At 68.9% G+C, this 21,391-nt stretch carries 18 protein-coding genes; 10 read left to right on the top strand and 8 right to left on the bottom strand.

Features of this window, described 5'->3' with window-relative positions:
* Positions 1–66: 66 nt before the first annotated feature.
* Complete coding sequence (locus NLX83_RS08055; protein WP_254234204.1) at positions 67–450, top strand: winged helix-turn-helix transcriptional regulator; 384 nt, start codon at positions 67–69, stop codon at positions 448–450.
* Positions 451–519: 69 nt separating this feature from the next.
* Here NLX83_RS08055 and NLX83_RS08050 read toward each other — a convergent pair whose 3' ends face one another.
* Complete coding sequence (locus NLX83_RS08050) at positions 520–1,635, bottom strand: major royal jelly family protein (RefSeq protein ID WP_254234203.1); 1,116 nt, start codon at positions 1,633–1,635, stop codon at positions 520–522.
* On the bottom strand, positions 1,632–4,310 hold the full coding sequence (locus tag NLX83_RS08045; RefSeq protein WP_254234202.1) for a glycosyl hydrolase 2 galactose-binding domain-containing protein: 2,679 nt from the start codon (positions 4,308–4,310) through the stop codon (positions 1,632–1,634). The genes NLX83_RS08050 and NLX83_RS08045 overlap by 4 nt, the downstream gene beginning before the upstream one ends.
* A gap of 161 nt (positions 4,311–4,471) precedes the next feature.
* Between NLX83_RS08045 and NLX83_RS08040 the strand changes: the two genes are divergently transcribed.
* Entirely contained in the window at positions 4,472–5,581 is a 1,110-nt protein-coding gene (locus NLX83_RS08040; RefSeq protein ID WP_254236133.1) for a serine hydrolase domain-containing protein, read from the top strand.
* Here NLX83_RS08040 and NLX83_RS08035 read toward each other — a convergent pair.
* Positions 5,559–7,178 carry a glycoside hydrolase family 2 protein gene (locus NLX83_RS08035; protein ID WP_254234201.1) on the bottom strand — a complete coding sequence of 540 codons (1,620 nt, stop codon included), beginning with the start codon at positions 7,176–7,178 and terminating at the stop codon, positions 5,559–5,561. The two genes, NLX83_RS08040 and NLX83_RS08035, sit on opposite strands and share 23 nt — an antisense overlap.
* A 16-nt stretch (positions 7,179–7,194) precedes the next feature.
* Positions 7,195–8,187: a glycosyl hydrolase 2 galactose-binding domain-containing protein gene (locus NLX83_RS08030; RefSeq protein WP_254234200.1), complete on the bottom strand. Its 993-nt coding sequence runs from the start codon at positions 8,185–8,187 to the stop codon at positions 7,195–7,197.
* A 190-nt stretch (positions 8,188–8,377) separates the two neighbouring features.
* Between NLX83_RS08030 and NLX83_RS08025 the strand changes: the two genes are divergently transcribed.
* From NLX83_RS08025 to NLX83_RS08010, 4 genes are all read left to right on the top strand, one after another.
* On the top strand, positions 8,378–10,039 hold the full coding sequence (locus NLX83_RS08025) for a glycoside hydrolase family 55 protein (protein ID WP_254234199.1): 1,662 nt from the start codon (positions 8,378–8,380) through the stop codon (positions 10,037–10,039).
* Positions 10,040–10,202: 163 nt separating this feature from the next.
* Positions 10,203–10,586, top strand: a complete 384-nt coding sequence (locus NLX83_RS08020; protein WP_254234198.1) for a sterol carrier family protein — start codon at positions 10,203–10,205, stop codon at positions 10,584–10,586.
* A gap of 46 nt (positions 10,587–10,632) precedes the next feature.
* On the top strand, positions 10,633–11,937 hold the full coding sequence (locus NLX83_RS08015) for an MFS transporter (protein ID WP_254234197.1): 1,305 nt from the start codon (positions 10,633–10,635) through the stop codon (positions 11,935–11,937).
* A gap of 57 nt (positions 11,938–11,994) precedes the next feature.
* Complete coding sequence (locus NLX83_RS08010) at positions 11,995–12,483, top strand: hypothetical protein (protein ID WP_254234196.1); 489 nt, start codon at positions 11,995–11,997, stop codon at positions 12,481–12,483.
* On the opposite strand, the gene NLX83_RS08005 is transcribed toward NLX83_RS08010, so the two are convergent.
* Positions 12,456–13,034, bottom strand: a complete 579-nt coding sequence (locus NLX83_RS08005; RefSeq protein WP_254234195.1) for a VanZ family protein — start codon at positions 13,032–13,034, stop codon at positions 12,456–12,458. The two genes, NLX83_RS08010 and NLX83_RS08005, sit on opposite strands and share 28 nt — an antisense overlap.
* Before the next feature lie 174 nt (positions 13,035–13,208).
* Here NLX83_RS08005 and purF point away from each other — a divergent pair, with 174 nt between their 5' ends.
* Together purF and purM are read left to right on the top strand one after the other, a co-directional pair.
* Entirely contained in the window at positions 13,209–14,759 is a 1,551-nt protein-coding gene (purF, locus tag NLX83_RS08000) for an amidophosphoribosyltransferase (protein WP_254234194.1), read from the top strand.
* Positions 14,760–14,785: 26 nt separating this feature from the next.
* Complete coding sequence (purM, locus tag NLX83_RS07995; protein WP_254234193.1) at positions 14,786–15,865, top strand: phosphoribosylformylglycinamidine cyclo-ligase; 1,080 nt, start codon at positions 14,786–14,788, stop codon at positions 15,863–15,865.
* A 104-nt stretch (positions 15,866–15,969) separates the two neighbouring features.
* Here the strand turns inward: purM and NLX83_RS07990 are convergent, their stop codons facing one another.
* Positions 15,970–17,382 (bottom strand): alpha/beta fold hydrolase, encoded by a 1,413-nt coding sequence (locus tag NLX83_RS07990; RefSeq protein ID WP_254234192.1) that lies wholly within the window; start codon positions 17,380–17,382, stop codon positions 15,970–15,972.
* Between the two features lie 186 nt (positions 17,383–17,568).
* Here NLX83_RS07990 and NLX83_RS07985 point away from each other — a divergent pair, with 186 nt between their 5' ends.
* Positions 17,569–18,102 (top strand): SigE family RNA polymerase sigma factor, encoded by a 534-nt coding sequence (locus tag NLX83_RS07985; protein ID WP_308209283.1) that lies wholly within the window; start codon positions 17,569–17,571, stop codon positions 18,100–18,102.
* Positions 18,099–18,965, top strand: coding sequence for a hypothetical protein (locus NLX83_RS07980; protein WP_254234191.1), 867 nt, complete (start codon positions 18,099–18,101; stop codon positions 18,963–18,965). The genes NLX83_RS07985 and NLX83_RS07980 overlap by 4 nt, the downstream gene beginning before the upstream one ends.
* On the opposite strand, the gene NLX83_RS07975 is transcribed toward NLX83_RS07980, so the two are convergent.
* Both NLX83_RS07975 and NLX83_RS07970 read right to left on the bottom strand, forming a co-directional pair.
* Complete coding sequence (locus NLX83_RS07975) at positions 18,966–19,625, bottom strand: response regulator (protein ID WP_254234190.1); 660 nt, start codon at positions 19,623–19,625, stop codon at positions 18,966–18,968.
* Positions 19,622–21,202 (bottom strand): sensor histidine kinase, encoded by a 1,581-nt coding sequence (locus NLX83_RS07970; RefSeq protein ID WP_254234189.1) that lies wholly within the window; start codon positions 21,200–21,202, stop codon positions 19,622–19,624. The genes NLX83_RS07975 and NLX83_RS07970 overlap by 4 nt, the downstream gene beginning before the upstream one ends.
* Positions 21,203–21,391 lie beyond the last annotated feature (189 nt).

The following is a 21,391-nucleotide window of genomic DNA, read 5'->3' as shown; positions in this document are numbered from 1 at the left end:
AGGTGCACGACTTGTTACTGAGGTCATGCTCTGTGACTATGGAGCCCGGCGGAAGGAGGCACTTTCATGTCCCAGAGGAACACCGGTGTGACCCCCCAGTTCATCGAGGAGGCTTGCCCGATCGTCGAGGTCCTCGACCACGTCGCGGGCAAGTGGGCGATCGGGATCATCGTCGCGGCCGCGCGCGGGCCGGTGCGGTTCACCGAACTGGAGCGGACCGTCAACGGGATCAGCAGGCGGATGCTCACGCTGACCCTGCGCAAGCTGGAGCGCGACGGCCTGCTGGTCCGCACGGTCTACCCGACCGTTCCGCCCAAGGTCGAGTACAGCCTCACCGACATCGCGCGCGAACTGCACGAGTCGCTCAGCTTGTTGGTCGACTGGGCGGAACGTCACCGCGGCACCATCTCCGCCGCCCGCAGGTCCTACGACACCGCCGCCGCCTCCTGAACGCGTGCGCTCGTGAACGCCGCATTTGGGGCGTTAGATTCCCTGAACGACCCGTTCAGGGAAAAACGGTTAGGGGTGGGCGGGGGCTGCGTCGATCTTGAGGCGGAGCAGGAGGTAGGGCTTGACGCGCTTGTCGACGCCCTCCTGGAAGCCCGCCTGGCGGTGCAGCTGGTTGGCGGTGAAGTACAGGTACCGGTCGGCGGAGATCGCCAACGTGTCGGCCCAGCTGATCTCCGGGCCTTGGGCGATCGTCTGCAACCGGCCGTCCGGCAAGCGGCGGATGACCGCGTTCCGCTCGATGTCGGCGCCGTAGACGCGGCCCCGCGTATCCGACTCCAGGCCGTCGCCCATGCCCTTCACGCCCAGGTTCCGCACGGTCGCGGCGACTTCGGCGTCAGAGACCCGCCGGTCGAACAGCGCGTCGGTGCTCACGCTGTACAGGCTGCGCCCGGAGAGTTGCGTGTAGTACAGCCGATCTCCGGAGGGGCTGATCGCGATGCCGTCCGAGCCGACCGTCATGTGCGTTGCCACGCCAGGAGACGGGCGGTTCATCAACGGCTTGCCGTCGACGATCGGCAGGAAGTTCGGCTCCGCGACCGTGGTCGGGTGGTTGTGCAGCCTGCGCCAGGACTCACCGGTGTTCAGGTCGACCACCACGATGCCGTTCGGACCGGCGGGCGCGGAGTCGGTGATGTACGCGCGGTTGCGCCTCAGGTCGAAGCGCACGTCGTTGAGGTAGGAGCTCCGCTGCGCCACGGCGGGCGGGAACAGGATCGTCCGGAAGACCTTGTTGGTGCGCAGGTCGATGCCGACGAGCTTGGGGCCACCGGGACTGGTCGGGCGGAACTGCGGGCTGCCGGTGTCCAGGGCCCAGAGCCGGTCCTGGCCGTCGACGACAACACTCTGCACGGACAGGAAGTGCCGGGCGGGGTCCTTCTCGTCGGGGTTGTTGATCTCCTGGTTCGGAAAGGGAACGGCCTTGCCCCGCACCACTTCCGCGACGGTGAACGGCACGGGATCACCCCAGCGCGGGAAGTTCACGAAGATCCGTCCGGCCTTCGAGACGGTGACGCCGGTCGGCATGGCCTCGGCGAAGGTCGCGACGGTCTCGGGTCGCGGTGGAGCGGCAGCGGCCTGGGCGCCACCGAGAACGGTGACGCCCAGTGCCAACGCTATGAGTCTCATAGCAGCGGTGCAACGACCTCCCGCGCCGCGCTATTCCATCCGGACAGTCGAACATGCGGGATCTTGCCGCCCAGATCGGAGATCCGATACTCGGCGGTGATCGTCGTCTGCTCGCCCGGCCAGAGCGTGACGTAGTTGTCGGTCCACGTCGCGGGCGTGACCTGCTCGCCACCGGACCCCTTGCGGAGGCTGGCGCGCTGGAAGAACGCCACCGTCTTGGAGTCGTTGCGCAGCGTCACCTCGGTGACGACCTTGTCGCCGCGCACCCGCGAGCGAGCGTCCTTAGTGGACAGTTCGGCGGCCGGGAGGTCCTGGAGCCCCTTCATGTCGCCGTACTCGACGGTCGGGGAGTGCCACCAGGTGACCTTGCTGTGGTCCACCTTGTCGTCCTTTGTGGACAGTGCGTAGACGTTGCGGTCGACCACCTTGCCGCCCGCGTCCTTCATCACCAGGCGGACGAAGTACGCGCCGTTGACCGAAGCGGGCTTCGCCACGGTCATCGCCCGCACCGAGGCGTTGGCCTTCGCCGTGACCTGCTTGGTCTCCGACGACAGCACGGCGCCGTCGAGCCCGAGCGCGGTCGCCTCCACGGTCAGCCCGGCCACCTCGTTCAGCCCGGTGTTCACCACGGCGATCGAGCGGTCGTCGTAGGAGTACTGCGCGTGCAGCGGGCGCAGCCCCTTCTTGGCGCCGAAGTACGAGCCGTTCGTGCCCAGCTCGTAGTCGTAGAGGTGCCAGTACAGCGTCGGCCACGCGTTGTTGAGCATCCAGTAGATGACGCCGGTCGACGGCTTCTCCGCCGCGGAGAAGTCCCGTCCGTACGCCTCGAACTGCGCGCGGTTGGCCTCGTAGTTGGACAGCTGGGCCTTGCGCAGGAAGTCCTCGCGGTCCTTGATCGGTCCGTAGCGGTTGGTCATCGCCTTGGTGAGATCGGTGAGCTTGGAGAAGACCTCCTTCTTCGCCAGGTGGTAGTGCGCCTGGTCCGGCTTGCGCCAGAGGTCGTCGATCTCGGCCTCGGTGAGGAACTTCTTCAAGCTGTCCAGCTCCGGGATCATCGGGCCGGGCCCGGTCTCGGAGGCGAAGCCGTAGTTCCCGCCGTTCTTCTTCTCGTACCAGTAGTTCGGCGGGATCCACCAGTACGGCCCGTCCATCTTCATCCCGGCCTCGCCCAGGATCGGCGGCGGCTGCTGGGAGGACGGCCTGCGCGCGGCGGACGGCATCACCGGCACCCGGAAGTCGACCTTGTGGAAGGCGTCCAGGTACAGCTTCTCGATCGCCGCGGTCGCGTAGTTGTCGCTGCCGATGAAGAACGCCAGGATGCTCGGGCTGTTGATGAACCGGCGCGCCTCGGCGGTGGCGGACTCGGCCGCGACGCGGCTGTCCTCCTCGGTCCACGGGTGCGTCGGGTTCTTCTTCGCCCACGCCTCCCACTTGGTGCAGCACTCCCAGCCCGGCATGAGCATGATGCCCATGCTGTCGGCCAGCTCCAGCAGCTCGTGGTCCTCTTCCTTGCCCTCCAGGCGGATCGTGTTCAGCCCGAGGTCCTTGACGTAGCGCAGCTGGTCGGCGAGGCGGCCGGGCTGCGTGCGCAGGAACAGGTCCGAGGCCCAGCCACCGCCGCGGACGCCGAAGTCCTTGCCGTTCACGGTGAACTTGCGGTAGCCCTCCGGCGTCAGGAACGAGCCGACGTCGCGGATGCCGAACTTCCGGCTCGCGCTGTCGGACCCGGCCACGCTCAGGTTCAGCGTGTACCTGGGCTGTTCGCCGAACTGGGCGGGCCACCACACGCGCGGGTTGTCGATCCGCACGGGGGCGAACTCGACGGTCTTGGTTTCCTTGGGCGCCAAGGTGATCCGCTGTTCGAAGCGCGCGCGCTCGATGTCTCCGCCGACCGTGGTGGTGATCGCGCGGTCGGTGTTGTTGCGGACCTCCGCCTTCACCGTGACGTCGGCCCTGCGCATGTCGGGCAGCTGGAGCTTCGGCAGCGCGCGCGGGTCGAGCAGGGACACCGGGCCGGTGGAGGTGAGGTTCACGTCCCGCCAGATGCCCATGTTGTTGTCCGGCGCGAGCGGGCTCCAGTCCAGGAAGCTCACCGTGAGGTCGCGGAACGGGTCGGCGGGCATCGCCTTGACCGCGAGCGCGTTGCGGCCGGGCCGCAGCAGCTTCGTGACGTCGAACTCCTGCATCGGGTACGCGCCGACGACCTTGTCCGTGCCCGCGAGCTTGGTGCCGTTGAACCACACTTCACCGCGCGAGATCACGCCGCCGTTGAGCCGCAGGAACGTGTGCCTGCCGGGGATCGGCGCGGCGACCAGGTCGCGCCGGTACCACCACGGCACCTGGAAGTCCTTGGCGTCGACCTGCTGAAGGTTGGTGGAGTGGTTGACGTCCGGGTACTTCCGGTTGGCGATCAACCCGGCCATCACGGTGGACCGGGCGGGCACCCGCAGCCAGCCCCGCTCCGGGAATCCGGGTACGGAGATGCGGTCGCCATCGACGGTCAGTCCTGCCGAGGAGCGCATGCGCCAGTCCGGCACGGTGGCCGTCTGACCGAGAGCGGTTGGCGCGCTGAAGCCGACCGCTCGCTCGTCCTGCTGCGCGATCGCGGCGGGGACGGGTGCGAGCAGGGCGAGGCCGAGCGCGGCGGCGAGCCATGGGGCCTTGCGTCGGAACATGAGCGGCACTTTTCCCGCGTGAACCGATTTCGGCAAGAGTCCTAACGAAGTAAATCTCCCACCGCGTCCTCCAGCCGTACGAACGCACTGCCGCATTTGGCCCCGCCGCCATTTCACCGCGATTTCAGCGGCCGTCCCTAGCGTCCGCGTCCGTGACGACGATGATGGCCAGGAAAACCGGGAAACGTCTGGCGGCGCTGGCGCTCGCCGCCACCGCCGTGCTGGGTGCGCCCGGTGTCGCGCAGGCAGGGCAGGCCGAGACGCAGGCGCTGCTGAACCGCTACCTCACGCACGCCGGTCCGGGAGCCGCCGTGCTCGCGGGGAACGCCTCCACCTCGTGGAGCGTGCACAGCGGTACCGCCGTGGTGAACGCCAACCGCCCCATCCAGCCGGCCGACCGGTTCCGGATCGCCAGCCAGACCAAGACGTTCACCGCCGCCGTGGTGCTCCAGCTGGTCGACGAGGGCAAGGTGGCCCTGGACACCGCGATCGAGCGCTACCTGCCCGGTGTGGTCACCGGCAACGGCCACGACGGCAACCGGATCACCGTGCGGCAGCTCCTCCAGCACACCAGCGGGATTCCGGAGAACCAGTCCGCCCCCAAGCCCAAGCCCGGCCCCGGCGGCACGTACCCGCTGCGTGAGCTGGTCCGCGACGGGTTGAGCCGCCCGGCGGTTGTACCGCCCGGCACCCGCTTCGAGTACTCCAACACCAACTTCCAGATCGCGGGCATGCTGATCGAGAAGATCACCGGCCAGCAGGCGGGGGACGCCATCACCGACCGGGTCATCCGGCGGCTCGGCCTGACCGGAACCAAGGTCCCGAAGGCCGGAGACCGCCAGCTCGGCACGCCTTATGTGCGCGGTTACGCCGGTGGCCGAGTCGGTTCGGCGTTCCTCTGGATCGAGAACACCACCGGGCTGGAGCCGTCCTTCCTCGGCGCCGCGGGTGATGTCGTGTCGACCCAGACGGACATGATCACGTTCGCCCGCGCCCTCACGGACGGCAAGCTGGTCTCCCCCGCGGCCCTCGCCGAGATGCGCAAGACCGTCTCGGGGTCCGACGCCTCCTTCGGCTACGGTCTCGGTCTGCAACGCCTCACCCTCTCCTGTGGCGGATACGCATGGGGGCACGCGGGGGACACCATGGGCTACAGCTCGGTGACCATGGCCACCGACGACGGGCGGCACGCCACGCTCGTCACCAACACGATCGTCTTGAACACCACCGCTCCGACGCGCTTCGCGGTCATCGACTCTGCGTTGTGCTGACCGGGATTTCGACCTTCGGGACGTTGTGGCCGGAGACCTGGACGTGCGCGGGTTTGCCGCCCAGGTCGGCCACGCGGTAGTCAGCGGTGAGCGTTGTCGACTCGCCCGGCCACAACGTCACGTAGTTGTCCGACCACGTGGTGGGCTGGACCTCGGGCCCACCGGCTCCCGCGCGCAGCGACGCCCGCACGAAGAACGCGACCTTGTCACCGTTGTTGGTGATGGTGACCTTGTTCCCGGTCACCATCACGCTCACCGAGCCCTGCGGGAGGTTGTTGAGCCCCTTCAGGTCCGCGTACTCCGTCTGCGGCGTGTGGTACCAGGTCGAACCCGCGTAGTTCAGCTTGTCGGCCTTGGTGGACAGCCAGTAGACGTTGCGGTCCACGACGTTGCCCGACGCGTCCTTGAGTAGCAGCCGCACAAAGTACGTGCTCGACAGGCCGTTCGGCTTCGGCAGCGTTCCTGCCCGCACCGACGCGTTCGCCTTGGCGGTCACCGGCTGCGAGACGTCGGCCTTCTGCGTGCCGTCGAGGTTGAACACCGTGGCCTGCACAGTCAGCCCAGGGGCGTCGCGCAGTCCTGTGTTCACCACAGCCAACGAGTTGTCGTCGTAGGAGTACTGCACGTGCAACGGCCGCAACGCGGTCTTCGCGCCGAAGTACGAGCCGCCGGTCGCCAGGTTGTGGTCGATCAGGTTCCAGTACAGCGTCGGCCACGCGCTGTTGAGCATCCAGTAGATGACGCCGGTCGACGGCTTGTCGGCGTCGGACCAGTTGCGGCCGAACGCCTCCAGCTGCGCGCGGTTGACCTCGTAGTTGGCCAGTTGTGCTTTGCGCACAAGGTCTTCGGTGCTCGTGGGCTTGCCGTAGCGGCCGTCGAGCGCGGTGCCCCAGAAGGACAGCTTGCTGAAGGTGTCCGAGGGCGCGAGGTGGTAGTGCTTGGCGTTGTAGTCCCGCAGCGCGTCGATCTCGTTGGGCGGCAAGAACTTCCGAATGCTGTCCAGCTCAGGGATGGTCGGGCCGGGGCCGATCTCGGACGCGAAGCCGGACGCGCCGCCCTTTTGCTTGTTGTACCAGTAGTTCGGCGGGACCCACCAGTACGGGCCCTCCATCTTCATGCCCGGACTGCCCAGCTGCGGGGAGGCGAGCGCCTTGGCGGAAGAGATGACCGGCAGGTTCCACTCGGCCCGCTTGAGCGCGTCCAGGTAGATCTTCTCCTGAGTGGCGGGCGGAGCGAAGTCGCTGCCGATCAGGAAGCCGATCATGCTGGGGTGGTTGCGAATCCGCCGCGCTTCGCTCTCCGCCGACTCACCGGCGACGCGGTTGTCCTCGGCGGTGAAGGTGTCGTAGGACTCCCACTTGGAACAGCACTCCCAGCCGGTGAGCAGCATGATGCCCATCCGGTCGGCCATGTCGTAGAGCTCGTCGTTCTCGGGCTTGCCTTCGAGGCGGATGGTGTTCATCCCCATCGCCTTGGTCAGCTTCAGCTGGTCCTCGATCTTGCGCAAATCGGTGCGCAGGAACAGGTCCGATGCCCAGCCACCGCCGCGCACCAGGAACGGCTGCCCGTTGACGAAGAACTGCCGACCGCCCTGCACGAGCTTCGAGTCGATCTCACGAACGCCGAAGGTGGTTTTTCGCGGTGTCAGAGGCCGCTCCGCCGATGGTCGCGGTCATCGACGCCTCGTACAGGGGCTGCTCGCCCATCTGGAACGGCCACCACACGCGCGGCTTGTCCAGCTTGAGCGTGAACGTTGCAGTCCTGGTTTGCTTGGCGCCCAAGGAGATCTGCTGTCGGAACGCGCGGCCGTCCACGGTTCCGGAGACCTCGGCGCTCTGCGGCTTGTCGGTGTTGTTGCGCGCGTCGACCTTCACCGTGACGTCGGCGGTGGCCAGGCTCGGCAACGGCAGGTCGCTGTCCACGCGGAGGTTGCGCAGCGACACGGCTCCGGAGCTGGCCAGCGTGACATCGCGGAACAGGCCCTGGTTCCAGTCGGGCGGGAACTGCGCCCAGTCGATGAAGTGGATCGTCAGGTCCCGCTTCGGGTCGACGGAGTCCGCCCGCAGCGCGATCGCGTTGTCGCCCTTGCGGATCAGGTTCGTCACGTCGAACTCGCGGATCGGGTAGGCGCCGATGACCTTGTCGGTGCCCGCGAGCTTCGTGCCGTTGAGCCAGACCTCGCCGCGGGCCAGCACGCCGCCGTTGAGCTTGAGGAAGGTGTGCCGCCCCGGCACCGGATCGGCGGTGAAACCCTTGCGGTACCACCACGGCACCTTGAAGTCGGCCGCGTTGACCTGCTTCATGTTCGTCGAGTAGTTCAGGTCCGGGTACTTGCGGTTGGCGATGAGCCCGGCCATCACGGTGGAGCGCGCCGGGACCTTCAGCCAGTTCACGTCGGTGAACCCGGGCCGGGAGATCACGTCGCCGCCGCCGGTCACCGAGCGCGAGGTCTGCATCCGCCAGTCGGGGATCGTGCGCGCCTCGCCGACCCGGTCCGGGGCGGCCGTCGCGGCGTGTTCTTGGGCGACCGCGCTGGTCGCAGGCAGCAGGGGGACGACCAGGCTCAGGCCGACGACGGCCACGAGCCAGCGGGAACGTCGGGACATCAGGACTCCTGGCAACCATGGCGGCGGTGGACAGGGGGCGTATCCGGTAACACCCTTGCCGGTTTCCGGGGTGTTTGACAAGACGTCTTACGAATGAGCCGCCTGCGGGAAAGCCCTTCCCAAAGCCCGCCGGGTTGGGGAAACTGCCGGTCAACCAAACCGCCGCCCCGTGTTTGGGACCAGGAGACTCATGCTCTCTCGCAGGACGTTCCTCTCCGGTGGTTTGGCGGCGATGGTCGGCTACCACCTGCGCCCCGCGCCTTCGGCGACGGCCGCACCTCGCGCTGAATCGCCGTTGTGGCGCGAGTTCGTCCGAACGCCGTACACCCACCCGCAGATCCCCAACGTCTCGTTCGCGGGCTACCGCTACGGCGCCGAGCCGCCGCGCGGTCCGGTGCGCGCCAACGTGCTGGACTACGGGGCCAAGCGCGACGGCTCCGCAGACTCCGCGCCCGCGATCAACAAGGCGATCGCCGACGTCGGTCAGCGCGGCGGCGGAGTGGTCACCCTGCCCGCGGGCACCTACCGCATCGACGACATCGTGCAGATCGGCTACGACAACGTGGTGCTGCGCGGTGCGGGTAGTGGGAAGACGATCCTCCACGGCACGCGGTCGCTCGAGCAGATCATCGGCATCAACCGCAGCCGCTACGGCTCGGAGAACTCCGCGTGGAGCTGGTCGGGCGGCATCGTGTGGGTCTGCCACCGCGACCGCTACCGGGACTTGACGGCAGCCGTCAAGGCGAAGAAGTGGCCGATGGAGGGGTGGATCGGCAACGAGGGCGACAAGGCGTCAGTGATCACGACGGTGTCCGCTGCGGCGAAGCGCGGGGACTTCGATCTGACCGTCGCGGACGGCAATCGCCTTGCTGCGGGACAGCGCGTGCTGCTCCAGATCGACGACGACGCCGAATACGGGCTGCTCAAGCACATGTGCGGCGACATCCCGGGCACCGCGAGCTACACGTGGTCCAACAAGGACAAACTGTTGTCCTACCGCCCGTTCCAGTGGCCAGTGCGCATCGAATCGGTGCAGGGCAACAAGATTCGCCTCCAACAGCCGTTGCCGATCGACGCCCGTATGGGGTGGAAGCCGCGTCTCACCACGCTCACTCCGCCTGTCGTCGGCGCCGGGGTCGAGGGCCTGACCATCAGGTTCGTGAAGACTCAGCGCCCGGTGCACTTGCAGGACAAGGGATACAACGGCTTGGTGTTCCAGTGCGCATGGGACTGCTGGGCCGATGATGTGTCCGTTGTGGACAGTGACAACGGCTTCCTCTTCGTGGCGTCGAAGAACGTCACGTTGCGCAAGACCCGGGTCGACGGACGCGGTCAGCACCATTCGTACGCGTGCCGCGAGCAGGCGCACGACAACCTCGTCGAGGACTTCGGCATCGGCAAGTTCACCGAGCCCGCCCCGCCCGGCGCCGGACACCACGGCATCAACGTAGAGGGCTTGTCGTGCGGCAACGTGTGGTCGCGCGGGCGGATGGAGGCCGGCACCTTCGACACGCATCGGGGCCTGCCGTTCCACAACGTGCGCACCGAGGTGGAGATCTTCAACGACGGCAACCACGGCGGCAGCGCGAACGCGGGACCGTTGTACGGGGCCAGGTTCACGCACTGGAACATCAAGGTCACCAACGAGCGCGCGGGCTGCGTGAAGATCGACCACGTAGCCCCGTGCAGCGCCACCGTCGGCATCTCCACCGTCCGCGAATTCGGCCAGATCGACAAACCCGACTTCACCGGCCCCCTCAACTCCCGCATCGAGAGCTACGGCACCACCACCGTCACCCCGCCCAACCTCCACCGGGCCCAACGCGCACTCCGCCTCCGCCGCCGACGTTAGGGCGTCTTCAAGTACCACGAACCCCCTCCCCAGCGGTCTCAAACGACGCCTAACCCGCGTGCGCCCGCTGGGGGTTAGGCGCACTTAGTGGTCGCTGGGGAGGGGGTGTGTCGTACTTGAAGACGGGGGAACTACGGCGGTGAGGGACGGTTAGCCTGAGCGGGTGTCGTTGAGGAAAGCGGTGGATCCGCACGAGCTGCGTGACGCGGTCGCGGCGGTGGTGCCGTGGCTCGACGGCGGAGCGCGGCCCGATCGCAAGACGCTCGCGGCCGCGGTGCGGCTGAGCCTCCGCACGTTGGAGCTCGCCGCGCCCGGCCACAGCGTCGAGGTCCGGGTGCCGCCGTTCGCCGCCGTGCAATGCGTTCCCGGGCCGAAGCACACGCGGGGCACGCCGCCGAACGTCGTCGAAACCGATCCGCGCACCTGGCTCGAACTCGTGCTCGGACGGGTCAACTGGGACGCGGCACTTGAAGACGGCCGAATTGACGCATCGGGTGTCCGAGCAGACGTTTCGCAGTGGCTTCCGCTCGTGTCATTGAAATACTGATCCGAACAGCGTTGTCCTCCCACGTTCGCTCAGGAAGAGTGAGCGCGTGACGGAACAGGTCAGCGTGCGAGGCGATCAGGGCGAGCGGCCGTCATTCCGGCGGCTCGCCGTTGCCTGCGGTGTCGGAACCTCCTTGGAGTACTACGACTTCTTCGTTTACGGCACAGCGTCCGCGCTGGTGTTCGGCACCCTTTTCTTCCGCGCCCAGGATCCGCTCGTCGCGACGATCCTGGCGTTCTCCACATTCGCCGTGGGATTCCTCGTACGCCCGCTCGGCGCAATCGTGTTCGGCCATTTCGGCGACCGCCTCGGGCGTCGGCGGATGCTCGTGCTCAGCCTCGGCCTGATGGGTGTGACGACCGCGCTCATGGGCCTGCTGCCGACCTATGCGGCGATCGGCGTCGCCGCACCGCTGATCCTGGTCCTGCTGCGCGTCGTGCACGGTTTCTCCGTGGGCGGCGAGGCGGGCGGCGCGGCGCTGATGGCCGTCGAACACGCTCCGCCGGGCAAGCGCGGGCTCTACGGCAGCCTCGTCACGATCGGTTCGCCGATGGGTGCCTTCCTGGCCAACGGCTCCTTCGCACTGGTGATGCTGCTGCCGCCGGAGGACGTGCTCTCGTGGGGCTGGCGGGTCCCGTTCCTCGCGGGCGTGCTCGTCGTGCTCGTCGGTGTCTTCGCCCGCCGCAAGCTGCACGAGACCCCGGTCTTCCAGGACCTCACGGAGAAGAAGGCCACCGAGCGGATGCCGCTCATGACCGTGCTGCGCAAGGAGGGCAAGCAGGTCCTGCTCACCGCGGGCGTGAACCTGGGCTTCAACGCCTTCGTCTTCATCCTGTTCGTCTTCCTGCTCACCTACGGCAAGGAAGCGCTGAAGCTGCCGAGCTGGGTCATGCTCGTGGCCACGCTCGTCGGCTGCCTCGCCCAGGTGGTCTCGATCATCGGGTTCTGCGCGCTGACCGACCGGATCGGCCGCAAGCCGGTGATGCTCGCGGGCGCGGTGTTCTGCGTGGTCTTCCCGTTCCCGTTGTTCTGGATGGTGAACACCGCGCAGACCGGCCTGATCATCCTGGCGATCACCCTCGGGTTCGTCGGCAGCGCCGCGATCTTCGGCCCGATGCTGAGCTACTTCTCCGAGCTGTTCGGCGCCGCGCACCGCTACACCGGGGTCGGCATCGGCTACCAGCTCGGCGCGGTGCTCGGCGGCGGGTTCTCGCCGCTGATCGCCACCGCGCTGCTGAAGGGCGGGGGCGGCTCGACGGCGGTGGCCACCTATGTCGCGGCGGCGGCGTTGATCAGTGTCGGCTGCCTGCTCGCCCTTCCGGAGACGGTGCGCCGCGAGCAACCGGAATGAGTTAACTCCCGTTTCGCGGAGTCGCCGACATTCACGCGGGCCCGCATGATGATCTGTATGTCCCGACGCTTGGTGATCGTGCTCGCCGCGCTTGTCCCGTTCTTCGGTCTCGCGACGCCCGCGTTCGCGGCGGCCGACGATCCCAAGGAGTTCTGCGCGGCGGAGTTCACCGACGAGGCCCAGCAGAACGCGCGTTTCGCGGGCAAGGTGTGCCTGGTGCTCACCGCGGCGAAGCTCAAGGTGGCGGTGAAGGGCACCTGCGCCTGGAACTACAGCTTCTACTGGGGAAAGCCGCTGAACTGCCGCACGGTGGACAGCAAGTACAAGCTCACCACACCGCTCGGGGTCGCCGCAGAGGCGTCCCTGACCGGTCGGGAGAGCGGTATCGGCAAGGACCAGGTCGACGCGCTCGGTGAGGATTTCCCTTGCCTGGCTGGAAAATACAAGCTCGACGTCTCCTACAAGGCGGAGATGATGGGGCTGTCGTTCCAGTGGTCGCGGTCGGTGGCGAAACAGCATCAGGTGGAGATCGAAGCCCAGTGCTGAGGTGACTCCGGTGGAGTGGTCGTCCGGTGCCTCCGGCCACTCCACCGGTCTTTTCCGGTGAGCAGCCACGCGATTCCCGCGGCGAGCAGCCCGCCGAGCGCGTTGTTGATCATGTCCTGCGTCTCGCAGGCGCCGAGCCCGGACAGCCCCTGGTACAGCTCGATGCCGATGGCCAGGCCGACGCAGGCGACGGCGACCGGGATGAACCGGCGCACCGCCAGCACCCCGAAGAAGGCGAACGGCATCAGCATCACGAAGTTCAGGCGGGCCCACGAGCCGGTGAGCGAGAAGTCGTTGTGCCTGCACATCGCCCACACCTCGCCGAGGGTGTCGGCGCCGTACCGGTTGCCGCTGCGCACCAGGGTCGCGGCGAGCACCCCGCCGAGCGAGGCCAGCGACAGCCCACTGGCGATCTTGCGCCAGCCCATCAGCCTGCCGAGCACGAGCCCGACGACACCGAGCACCAGGCAGCCGACGAGCGCGGCCATCGCCACCTTGGGATTGCCGAAGATGCGCTCGAACAGGTCGAGGTCGCGGTTCAGGTGCCGCATGCGCCACCCCCTTTCGTTAACTCGGACGTGTGATGCGGGTGGGCGTTGCCCACGAGCCGTTCGCAGGTCCGGGGTGGCGGGGTCCACAAAGACCGGGGGGCTCGGTGGCTCGAACAGGCGTCCACGGCACTTACACTTCAGTGGCAGTTCGATCCCGTCACGAGGGAGTTCTCGGTGCTCACCGACCCGACCCCATCGGATTCGGCCACACCCGACGCGCACCAGCACGACGATCCCGAGCGGGACATCCCGCGCGAGGAATGCGGTGTCTTCGGCGTCTGGGCCCCCGGCGAAGAGGTGGCCAAGCTCACCTTCTACGGCCTCTACGCACTTCAGCACCGCGGTCAGGAGGCGGCGGGCATCTCCGTCGGCGACGGCGCCAAGGTGGTCGTCTTCAAGGAGCTGGGCCTGGTCAGCCAGGTCTTCGACGAGCAGGTGCTGTCCTCGCTGCGCGGTCACGTCGCGGTCGGGCACACCCGCTACTCCACGACCGGTTCCACCACGTGGGAGAACGCCCAGCCCACCTTCCGCACCACCGCGACCGGCAGCGGGCTCGCCCTCGGCCACAACGGCAACCTGGTGAACACCGCCGAGTTGCTCGCCCGGTGCAAGGAACAGGGCATCAAGGCCACCGCGGGCGCCAGCAGCGACTCCGACCTGATGTGCGGCCTGCTCGCGGCGGCCGCCGCGGACACCGGCATCGAACAGGCCGCGCTCGAACTGCTGCCCACCCTGCGCGGCGCGTTCTCCCTGGTCTTCTCCGACGAGTCGACCCTCTACGCGGCGCGCGACCCGCAGGGCGTGCGGCCGCTGTGCCTCGGCCGCCTCGAACGCGGCTGGGTGGTGGCCAGCGAGACGGCCGCGTTGGACATCGTCGGCGCGTCCTTCGTCCGCGAGGTCGAGCCGGGCGAGCTGCTGGCGATCGACGCGGACGGCCTCCGCTCGACCCGCTTCGCCAACCCCGAGCCCAAGGGCTGCATCTTCGAGTACGTCTACCTGGCCCGGCCGGACACCGCGATCTCCGGCCGCTCGGTGCACGCGACCCGGGTGGACATCGGCCGCAGGCTCGCCGAGGAGCACCCGGTCGATGCGGACCTGGTCATCCCGGTCCCGGAGTCCGGAACCCCGGCCGCGATCGGCTACGCGCAGGCCTCCGGCATCCCGTACGGCTCCGGCCTGGTGAAGAACGCCTACGTCGGGCGCACGTTCATCCAGCCGTCGCAGACCATCCGGCAGCTCGGCATCCGGCTCAAGCTCAACCCGCTGCGCGAGGTGATCCGCGGCAAGCGCCTCGTCGTGGTGGACGACTCGATCGTGCGCGGCAACACCCAGCGCGCGCTGGTGCGGATGCTGCGCGAGGCGGGCGCGGTCGAGGTGCACGTGCGGATCGCCTCGCCGCCGGTGAAGTGGCCCTGCTTCTACGGCATCGACTTCGCCTCGCCCGCGGAGCTGGTGGCCAACGGGCTGGACCTGGACGGCGTGCGGCGCTCGATCGGCTCGGACTCGCTCGGCTACGTCTCGCTGGAGGCGCTGGTCGCGGCGACCGAGCAGCCGAGGACGCGGCTGTGCTCGGCGTGCTTCGACGGCGAGTACCCGATCGCGCTGCCGGACGACATGAAGATCGGCAAGCACCTGCTCGAAAGCATCGAGAAGGGCGTCGCCGGACCGGCGGCCCCGGTCTCACCCAGTGGCTACGGTGCCCAGGACGCACTGCAGCGCCCCTGAACATCCACTTTGGACGGAGCTTCACGTTGATCGCCCACACGGACAGCCAGAAGGCCACCTACGCCGCGGCCGGGGTGGACATCGAGGCAGGTGACGAGGCAGTCGAGCAGCTCAAGCCCTGGGCGGAGAAGGCGACCCGACCCGAGGTGCTGGACGGCATCGGCGGGTTCGCCGGTCTGTTCAAGCTGAAGCTGGACCGGTGGAAGGAGCCGGTGCTGGCGTCCTCCACCGACGGCGTCGGCACCAAGCTCGCCGTGGCGCAGGCGATGGACATCCACGACACCGTCGGCATCGACCTGGTGGCGATGGTTGTTGACGATCTTGTGGTCTGCGGGGCGGAACCGCTGTTCCTGCAGGACTACATCGCGGTCGGCAAGGTGGTCCCGGAGCGGATCGCGCAGCTCGTCAAGGGCATCGCGGACGGCTGCGTGCAGGCGGGCTGCGCGCTGATGGGCGGGGAGACCGCGGAGCACCCCGGCCTGATGGCGCCCGACCACTACGACATGTCCGCGACCGGCGTCGGCGTGGTCGAGGCGGACGCGGTGCTCGGCCCGGACCGGGTCAAGCCCGGCGACGTGGTGATCGCGATGGGCGCCTCCGGCCTGCACTCCAACGGCTACTCGCTGGCCAGGCACGTGCTGCTGGAGATCGGCAGGATGCCGCTGACCGGGCACGTGGAGGAGCTGGGCCGCACGCTCGGCGAGGAGCTGCTCGAACCGACCCGGATCTACGCCAAGGACTGCCTCGCCCTGGCCGCCGAGACCGACGTCCGCACGTTCGCGCACGTCACCGGTGGTGGCCTGGCGGGCAACCTGGCCCGGGTCGTCCCGCAGGGCCTGATGGCCGAGCTGGACCGCGGCACCTGGACCCCCGCCCCGCTCTACGCCCTGATCGCCCAGCGCGGCCGGGTGGAGCGCGAGGAGATGGAGCGCACCTTCAACATGGGCGTCGGCATGGTCGCGGTGGTCGCAGCCGAGGACACCGACCGGGCGCTCGCCGTGCTGACCGCGCGGCACGTCCCGGCCTGGGTCATCGGCGAGGTCGGCAAGACCACCGACTCCGACGCCCCGCGCGCCGTGCTCCGCGGCGACCACCCCCGCTTCTGACCTGCGGGTTTTGCCCTGAATGAGTCATTGAGGGCGCTCAAGTACCTCAATGACTCATTCAGGGCCTTCAACGCACCAAACGCGGCATTGGCGGGGAGTGGGGTTCAGGCGGGGCAGGTGGTGGGGGTCGGCGGGAGCCTGCGTTCGGAGAAGTACGTGTCGACGTGGTCGATGACGCAGGGGTTGCGGTGGTGGCCGTAGAGGCCGTGGCCGAAGGATTCCACCTTGATCACGCTCGATCCCCTGACCTGGCCCGCGATCGCCCGCCCGCCGTCGCTGTCGGAGAGGGTGCCCGCGGCGAGCACGGGCGGCAGGTCGAGCCCGGTCAGCGGCGTCCGCGGGTTGGCGACGGGCAGGTGCCAACCGGTGCACTGGAGCTGCCGCCACAGACCGGCGACGGGGAAGTTCCGCGAGAGTTCCTTGCCCCGCAGCATTTCCCGCTTGAAGTCGGCGTGGTCGGTGAAGCCCGGCAGGCCGTCACCGCACTCGACGGCGACGGACGCGGCGGGACCGGCGGGCTTGCGCCCCCCGAGCGGTGCGCCGAAGCCGGACGCGTCTCCGTTGGCCGCCTTGGCGATCGCGTCGGCGAGGAGCTGGAACCGTCCTGCGGCAAGGAAGGGGCTCGCGGCGATCTGGAGTTCTCCGCCGGTGTAGGCGGTTTGCGTCCCGGCGACGGGGATCGGCGTGCGGTCGGCCTTGGCGACGAGGGCGCGCCACATCTCCGGGATGTCCTTGCCTCGCAAGGAACACGCGGTGTCGTCCTGGCACCACTTGACGAAGCGGCCGAAGAACTCCTCGACGTTCGTGTAGGAGTCGCGCCGCGCTTCCGAGTAGGGGCGCACGTGGTCGACCACGCCGTCGAGGAACAGCGTTCGCACCCGCTTCGGGAAAAGACGCGCGTAGGTCGTCGCGACCACACCGCCGTATGACAGGGCGAGCCCGTTGAAGTCCTTGTCCCCCAAGGCAACACGGATCGCTTCGACATCCCTGGCGTGGCTGGCGGAGTCCAGGTGGTCGAAGACCTCCGGGGCTCCGGAGCGGCAGCGTTCGATGGCCGTCCGGTTCTGCGAGACGGCGGCGTCGTAATCCGCCTTGTTCCTGGGGATGGTGAGCGAAACGTTCGGGTCATCGCATTCCGCGGGCAGGTGGCCGCTGCCCCAGCTGCCCCGCGGCGCGAAACCGATGACGTCGAATTCGCGACGCAGGTCCGCGTAGGCGTTCCAGGAGGACTTCAGGTCCTCGACACCGGAACCGCCCGGCCCGCCCGGAATGGTGATGACCGAGCCCTTGCGGTGGCCGGTCGCCCTGGCCCGCGCCAGCTGCAAAGTGATCTTGGCGCCGCCCGGCTTCGCCCAGTCGACCGGAACGTCCAACCCCGCGCATTCCATGCCGGGCGGAACACCTGCGCCGGTGCACGTGGTCCAGGGGAGGGTGGGCTGCGCCAGGGCGGCGGGCGCGGTGGCCACCAATCCGGCCGTGGCGGTTACCAGAACGGCGATCCGGATTATGTGAGACATGTTCACCTCGGATGTGCGAAAGCGACGAAATGCGAATGCGACGCTATTGAGCGACGATCGGCCTGTCGTATGCCCAAAGGCATAATTGCGCCCCCAAGGGACGTGTGACCGGCCTCGCTCTTCCGGGTCGTCGGCAACCGAGCGGCACGCCGCCCCGTAGTAGCAGGTGACTGGAGGGAGTGCCCAGTGGCCGCTGATCGCGACAGCGAGTTCGCCGAGTACATGGAGAGCCGGGCGAACGTCATGCGTCGCACGGCCTATCTGCTGTGCGGTGACTGGCACCGGGCCGAGGATCTGGTGCAGATCGCGCTGACCAAGATCTACGTGGCCTGGCCGAAGCTGAACCGCAACGGCTCGGTCGACGCGTACTCGCGGCAGGTGCTGGTGCGCAGCGCCATCGACGAGTCGCGCCGGGCGTTCCGCAGGCGGGAGACGCCGGTGGACGCGCTGCCCGAGGTGGCCGCCGACGCCAGGCGGCTGGACGAGGCGATGGACGTGCGCAAGGCGCTGGCCGCGCTGCCCGCCGGACAGCGCGCGGCCGTGGTGCTGCGCTACTGGGAGGACCTCTCCGTCGAGGAGACCGCGCGTGCGATGCGCTGCACGCAGGGAACGGTCAAGAGCCAGGCGGCGAAGGGCCTCGCCGCGCTGCGCAAGCTGCTGTCCCACACCGAGGTCTTCGACAACCCTGCCGACAAGACCGTTTTCGAGGAGCAGCGATGAACCGCGAGTTCCGCGATGGGGACATCCGCGACCTGCTGGGCGGCGCGCTCGACACCGAGCCGCCGATGAACATCGACCGCGCCGCGGTGATCAAGGCGGGCAAGCGCTCACTGCGCAGGCGCAGGGTGGCCGCGGGTGTCGGGGTCGCCGCCGGAGTGGTGGCCGTCGCGCTCGGCGCCACCGCGCTCGCCGGGCCGACCGCGCTGTTCGGCGGGCCCGACCTGGGACCGGCCGACTCGGGACCGAAGATCACCGGCACCGCCCCGCCGGCCACCGAGACCACCCGGCCGACGGCCGCGACGACCCCCATGACCAACCGGACGGCCCCGAGCCTCGCCGCCGTCGCACGGCTGCCCCTCAACCCCGAGGACGGGCAGTCGGGGCGGCTGCGCGCCATCTACGAGGCGGCTTTCACCTCCGTCCGCCCGCTGCCGCACTGGGCGGACCTGATCCCGTCCAACCCGAAGTTCGAGGTGGTCGACGGCAGGCTGCGGCTGCTCGCCGAACTGAAGGACTCCCAGGGCATCGGCGAGTTCCGGATCGAGGTGGCCAAGCTCGCGGGGCCGGGCACCGAACGGCCCTGCGGCACGCAGTCGTCTGGCAAGGTCGACGCCATCACCTGCGAGCCCCTGGACTTCGGCGAGGTGCCGGGTGGGCGGCTGCGAGCGGTCTACAGCGTCGTCACGTCCGGTTCCTACATCAAGAACGTCATGACCCTGACCCGCCCCGACGGCATCGAGATCACCGCGAGCAGCACCAACCAGCGCATCGGTGGGGCCGGGGGTCACAGCCGGTCGGAGCCGACGCTGACCAAGGCGAACCTGCGTGACGTCGTCATGCAGCCCGCCTACGCGGCCTGGTGATCACGCGCGCCACCGGTAGCGGCGTTCCGGCCGCCCGGTGGTGCCGTAGCGCAGGCCGACGTCGGCGCGGCCGGAGCTGACGAAGTGTTCGAGGTAGCGGCGGGCGCTCACCCTGGACAGTTCGGTGGCCTCGGCGCACTCCGTCGCGGACAGGTCGCCCGCGCACTCGCGCAGCACGCGCTCGACCAGGGCGGCGGTCTCCCGCGTGAGCCCCTTGGGCATCGCGGTTCGCGCGGCCGGGCGCCCGCCGAACAGTTTATCCACTGTGGACTGATCCACTGTGGACTGTTGTTGGCGCACAACGGAAAGATGTTCCAGCTGGGCGCGCAGCGCGGCATAGCTGAACGGTTTGATCAGGTAGTGCAGCACCCCGCCGCGCATCGCCGAGCGCACCGTGTCCACGTCCCGCGCCGCGCTCACCACGATCACGTCGGTGTCCCCGCCGAGCGCGCGCACCTCGCGCAGCACCTCCAGCCCGTCCACGTCCGGCAGGTAGATGTCCAGCAGCACCAGGTCCGGCCGCAGCGACTCGACCTTGCGCACGGCGTCCTCCCCGGTGTGCGCGACGCCGACCACCTCGAAACCGGGGGTGCGGCCGACGTAGCCGCTGTGCACCTTGGCCACCATGAAGTCGTCGTCGACGACGAGCACCGTGATCACCGCGAACCTCCAGCAGCCGAGAGCCCCAGTCGCGCCGAGAAGACGGCGCCGCCATCGTTGCGCACCGAGACCTCGCCGCCCCGACGCACGCAGATCTGCCGCGTCAACGCGAGACCGATGCCGCGCTGGCCTCCGTGCTCGGCGACCTTCGTCGTGAAGCCGTGCCGGAACACCTCCTCGGCGATCTCCGGCGCCACGCCCGGCCCGGAGTCCCGCACCCGCACCAGCACGTCCGTGTCGGTCTGCCGCAGGTCGACCTCCACCCAACCGCCGCCGGTGGCGGGCAGCGCGTCGAGCGCGTTGTCGACCAGGTTTCCCACCACGGTCACCAGGTCCGCGGACAGCGCCTCGTCGAGCTCGCCGATCCGGCTGTCCGCGCTCAGCCGCAGCCCGACCGCGTGCTCCGCGGCCAGGCTGGCCTTGGCGATCAGCAGCGCCGCGAGCGCGGGATCGGCCACCTTCGCCACGACCTCCGTCGACCACGCCTCGTGGGTCCGGCTCGCCCGCGTCACGTAGCGCACGACCTCGTCGTACTCGCCCAGCTCGATCAGCCCGGAGATCGTGTGCAGCTGGTTGGTGAACTCGTGCGCCTGCGCCCGGAGCGTGTCCGTGGTCTGCCGGTGCACGTCCAGCTCGTGCCGCAGCGCGGCCAGTTCGGTGCGGTCGCGCATGGTGATCACCGCGCCGATCGGCTGCTCGTGCACGGAGACCGGCATCCGGTTCATCGTGAGCACCCTGCCCTTGCGGAGCGCGATCTCGTCCTGCCCGCTCGCGCGCCCGGCGAGCACGTCGCGCAACCGCTCGTTGAGCTCCAGCGAGTCCACCGGCTGCCCGACGCAGTCCGCTGACAGGTTCAGCAGCCGCAGCGCCTGGTCGTTGACCAGGGTGATCCGGTTCTGCTCGTCGAGTCCGAGCACGCCCTCCTTCACCCCGCGCAGCATCGCCTCGCGGTGCTCGACCAGCCCGGTGATCTCCCTCGGCTCCAGCCCGAGCGTCTGCCGCTTGATCCACCAGGACACCACCAGCGAGCCGCCGAGCCCGATCACCGCGGCGATGCCCAGGTAGACCAGCAGGTCACCGGGGGAAGAGGTGATCGTCTCCCAGGTGCTCGGCTGCGCGCTGCCGACCGCGACGAGGCCGAGGACGCGCCCGGCGTCGCTGATCACCGGCACGTGCGCGACCACCGCGCCGCCGACCACGCCCACCCAGGACCGCCCGCCCAGTGCCGTCGAACCCTCCGCGGGCAGCTTCTCGCCGACCTGCGCGGGATCGGGCGAGGTCAGCACGGTTCCACGGGCGTCGGTGATGATCACGAAGTCGGCCCCGGACTGCGCGCGGGCGCTCTCCGCGAACGGCGGCAGCAGCCAGTGCCTGCGCACCTCGTCCTCCGCGCCGACGCGCACCCCCGCGGTCGCGGCGACGTCCTCGGCGACCGAGAGCAGCCTGCCGCCCTCAGTGTCGCGGAACGTGGCGTGCGACTGCGCGATGGTGACCGCGGCGACCGCCCCGAGCAGGGCGAGCACGATCAGCAGCTGCAGTCCGAACAGCTGCCGGGCGAGCGAACCACGCAAACGCACCGGGTCACGGTAACCCGTCCACTGTGGATCGGGCGGGTTTCTCCTTGCCTGAGAACGGTTTCCTGCTTAGCGTTGGACGACGCCTGTGGGGATGGGCGCTTTCGTGCGAATGCTGGCACCGCGCGGCCCTGCCGCCATCTGCTTTTCGGCATATATTCCCCAGGAACAGGTGTGAGATGGCGTCTGGTG

The organism is Allokutzneria sp. A3M-2-11 16 (assembly GCF_024213555.1).
Lineage (GTDB): Bacteria > Actinomycetota > Actinomycetes > Mycobacteriales > Pseudonocardiaceae > Allokutzneria.
The sequence above is the reverse complement of the archived record's forward strand: the minus strand, read 5'-3'. Positions and strand labels throughout refer to the sequence as shown.